At 45.9% G+C, this 4102-nt stretch carries 4 protein-coding genes; all 4 read left to right on the top strand.

The features are described from left to right. Positions 1-266 precede the first annotated feature (266 nt). The gene (bamE, locus tag VGD82_RS07720) at positions 267-1112 is read left to right on the top strand and encodes an outer membrane protein assembly factor BamE (RefSeq protein WP_414684475.1); all 846 of its coding nucleotides are present in this window, start codon (positions 267-269) and stop codon (positions 1110-1112) included. Between the two features lie 42 nt (positions 1113-1154). Beyond that, positions 1155-1964, top strand: coding sequence for a 4-hydroxy-tetrahydrodipicolinate reductase (gene dapB, locus VGD82_RS07715; protein ID WP_331019848.1), 810 nt, complete (start codon positions 1155-1157; stop codon positions 1962-1964). A gap of 10 nt (positions 1965-1974) precedes the next feature. Then, on the top strand, positions 1975-2592 hold the full coding sequence (locus VGD82_RS07710; RefSeq protein ID WP_331019847.1) for a DUF2238 domain-containing protein: 618 nt from the start codon (positions 1975-1977) through the stop codon (positions 2590-2592). A gap of 165 nt (positions 2593-2757) precedes the next feature. Beyond that, positions 2758-3897 (top strand): glutamine-hydrolyzing carbamoyl-phosphate synthase small subunit, encoded by a 1140-nt coding sequence (gene carA, locus VGD82_RS07705; RefSeq protein WP_331019846.1) that lies wholly within the window; start codon positions 2758-2760, stop codon positions 3895-3897. Positions 3898-4102 lie beyond the last annotated feature (205 nt).

Genomic DNA, 4102 nt, shown 5'->3' with positions numbered 1-4102 from the left:
AAATCTTTTTGATCTTGCATGATTTTGGAATATTCACAATTAATAAGGTGGATGTTTTGGCTTCAGTCGCTACGTGGTATATTAACGCCAATTCAAATTAAAGTCATGATATGCGTTATTTTTCTACTTTACGTTATCTAGTTGTTTTGCTGGTTTTGCTTTGCACTGCGTGTGGCACGGCTGTGCCCAGTATTAAGCCGTATAAGCTAGATGTCCAGCAGGGTAATGTGGTCACTTCTAAAATGCTTTTGCAGCTGCGTCCTGGCATGACCAAATCTCAAGTGCGCTTTATCATGGGTACGCCGCTGATTCAAGATAGTTTTCATGGCAATCGCTGGGATTATGTCTATCAAATGCGTGAGGCTGGCAAAGTCACCGAACAGCGCCGTGTGATTCTCGATTTTGAAAAAGACCTGTTAAAAACGGTGCGTGGTGATGTGATTCCTGCGGGAACTGCCGCACCTGAAGATGAGCGCGCAAACACCGGAACCCGCTTGGTTGAGCCGTATAAAAAACCAGAAGAAAAGAGCTTGATAAATAAATTGAAGTTCTGGGAAAAAGACGAGACCGCGCCGACTAAAGAGCCTGCAGTGAAGCCGGACGTCAAGAAAGCACCGGAAACCAAAGCTGTTGAGCAGAATGTTAAGGCTGCGGTAGTCGCTGAGCAGCCAGTAGCTGCAGAAACAGATTCTGCGCCATCTATACTTGCTGTGCCACTTGATGTGCCGGTTGCTCCAGCCGTAGACGCTTCTGCACCTGTCGCGGTTGCTGCGCCTGCTGCGGTGCTTACGGAAATTAGTCCTGCATCAACGGTATCTCCAGTTGAGCCTGAAGTGATTAAAGCGCCTTCGTCTGAAGTTGTGGCTCCGGTTGCCCTACCTGCAGTTGTGATGCCTGATGATCAGCCAGTGAATAATACGCTTTATGAATCTGCATCCGGTATGGTGTTTGATCGTAAGTTGCGCTCATTGCCAGAAGAGGTTGAGCCTGAAGCGGTAGCTACTGTTGCTGCACCTCGCGTGGGTAATAAGGTGGCGCCAATACCACAAGACTTGCCGCCGGAGAGTGAGCCTAGCTTTTTTGATCGCATGTTGGAAAAGATTGGTTTTTAATCTTTTATTAAAGTAATTAGTAGAAATTGATAGGTTGTTGATATGGTAAGTCCATTAAAAGTTGTAATTGCTGGTTGCTCAGGCCGTATGGGGCATGCTTTGTTGGAGGGTGTATTTGCGGATGCTGATTTAGTGCTGCATAGTGCGTTAGATCGTGCTGATAATATTCATCTGGGCCGTGATGCAGGTGAACAGTTTGGCCGTGTGTCAGGCATCAAAGTCGTTTCTGATATTGATGTTGCACTAAAGGGTGCGGATGTGCTGGTTGATTTTACAAGACCAGAAGCAAGTATGACTTATTTGGCTGCATGTCAAAAGCATCAAGTGAAAATGATTATTGGCACCACAGGCTTCTCTATAGAAGAGAAGCAGGCTATTGAAGCTGCTGCAAAGAATATTGCTATTGTGTTTGCGCCTAACATGAGTGTGGGCGTGACATTATTGATTAATCTGGTTGAACAAGCTGCCCGCGTGTTAAATGAGGGTTACGATATTGAAGTGGTGGAGATGCACCATCGTCATAAAGTGGATGCGCCATCTGGTACTGCTTTGCGTTTAGGTGAGGCGGCTGCGCACGGCTTAGGTCAAGATTTAAAAGACTGTGCGGTATATGCGCGCGAAGGTGTGACCGGCGAGCGTGAGGCAGGAAAAATTGGTTTTGCAACAATGCGCGGTGGTGATGTGGTTGGTGATCATACTGTAGTGCTTGCTGGTATTGGTGAGCGTGTAGAACTTACACATAAAGCAAGTAGTCGCGCTACCTTTGCCTTGGGTGCGTTGCGTGCTGCCAAGTATTTAGCAGATAAAACATCTGGCTTGTACGATATGCGCGATGTGTTGGGTTTGCGCTAATAATTAACTAATGGTGCGCACTCACCGTCCCCTCTACATATTTTTACTCAGCATCCTCAGTGCTGTGTTTGTTTGGTCTGCAATTCACCCCACTGACAGGTTGACATGGGCGCTAGAAGTGGCGCCAGTGGTGATAGCATTGCCTCTGCTGATTTTTACCTACCGTTCCTTTGTGTTCACGCCACTGGTGTATGTGTTGATATTGATTCACGGACTCATTTTATTGGTTGGTGGGCATTACACCTACGCCGAAGTGCCTTGGTTTAATTGGCTGCGTGATACTTATGAACTCTCTCGCAATTATTACGATAGGCTTGGTCATTTTGCGCAAGGGTTTGTACCTGCTATGGTGGCGCGTGAAATCTTATTGAAAAAATCTCCTTTAGTGCCCGGACGCTGGCTGTTCTTTATAGTGAGCTGCGTTTGCCTTAGTATTAGTGCGGTTTACGAATTTATCGAATGGTGGGTTGCGGCCTATGAAGGCGGTGCTGCGGATGCTTTTTTAGGTACGCAAGGCGATGTATGGGATACGCAGTGGGATATGCTGATGGCGCTGGTTGGAGCGGTTACCGCGCAAGCATTTTTGGCAGGATTGCATGATCGGCAGATAATGAATCTGTCACGTTGACATTGATTAGTCGGTTTTTTTTCGCTATAATTCGTTAATTCTGAAACGGGAAGAGTATATACAAGCTCCTCCCGTTTTGCACATCTGCCATCTGTTCATGATGGACTAAAGATTAGAAGTTTTTAATGTCGTAAATTTTAATTATCGTAAAACCGAGGAGTTATTGTGTCACAAAACCTGCCCGCCATACTTGTACTTGCAGATGGAACCGTGTTTCGTGGCATGTCGATCGGAGCTTCTGGTCATGCTGTAGCTGAAGTTGTGTTTAACACTTCGATGACAGGCTACCAAGAAATATTGACAGACCCATCTTATACCAAACAAATCGTTACGCTAACCTATCCGCACATCGGCAACTATGGCGTTAATAACGAAGACGTAGAGTCTGGCAAAGTGTATGCCAGTGGTTTGGTGATCAGGGATTTGCCGCTAACACATAGTAACTTTAGAAATACCCAGTCCTTATCAGAATACTTGGTCGCCAATAATGTAGTGGCGATTGCTGATATCGACACACGTAAACTCACAAGAATCCTGCGCGAAAAAGGCGCACAAACCGGCGTTATTGTTGCTGGTGAGGCAGATGAGGCTACTGCTCTGTCATTAGCAACACATGCTATCGCTGGTTTCCCAGGCTTGGCTGGTATGGATTTAGCTAAAGTGGTGAGCTGTGAAAAGCCTTACCAATTCACTGAAGGTGAGTGGGTGTTGGGTCAAGGCTTTACTTCAGCACCTGAAGAGCAATTTCATGTGGTTGCATTTGACTACGGTGTAAAGCGTAATATTCTGCGTATGCTGGTTTCACGCGGCTGTAAAGTAACTGTTCTGCCTGCACAGGCAACAGCAGAGGAAGCGTTGGCGCTTAACCCGGATGGCGTGTTCTTATCAAACGGCCCTGGCGATCCTGAGCCATGTGATTATGCAATCTCTGCAATCAAAACCATAGTAGATAAAGGTATCCCTACATTTGGTATCTGTTTAGGGCATCAGTTGTTAGCGCTTGCTTCTGGCGCGAAGACGCTTAAAATGAAATTTGGCCACCATGGTGCAAATCACCCGGTGCAAGATGTTGAAACTAAACGTGTTTATATTACTAGCCAGAACCATGGCTTTGCAGCAGATGCCGCTACTTTGCCTGCAAATGTCAAAGTAACGCATGTGTCGTTGTTTGATGGCAGCTTGCAAGGCATGGCGCGTACAGATAAACCTGCATTTAGTTTTCAAGGTCACCCAGAGGCTAGCCCTGGTCCAACTGAAATGAGTTACCTGTTTGATAAGTTTATCGACTTAATGCGGGCGCAGTAATGAGGTGTATCTGGATGTCTGCTGTGATAGTGGATAGCTCGGATAAAAAGCATCACGCAGATTTGCGTGTATAGATGCAAGACAAATTTGTTAAAAAGTAAATCTAATGGCAAAACGTACAGACATAAAATCAATTCTTATCATCGGTGCAGGTCCAATTGTAATTGGCCAGGCTTGTGAATTCGACTACTCAGGTGCTCAGGCA

Source organism: Methylotenera sp. (genome assembly GCF_036401095.1).
In the GTDB taxonomy this organism is placed as follows: Bacteria; Pseudomonadota; Gammaproteobacteria; order Burkholderiales; family Methylophilaceae; genus Methylotenera.
The sequence above is the reverse complement of the archived record's forward strand: the minus strand, read 5'-3'. Positions and strand labels throughout refer to the sequence as shown.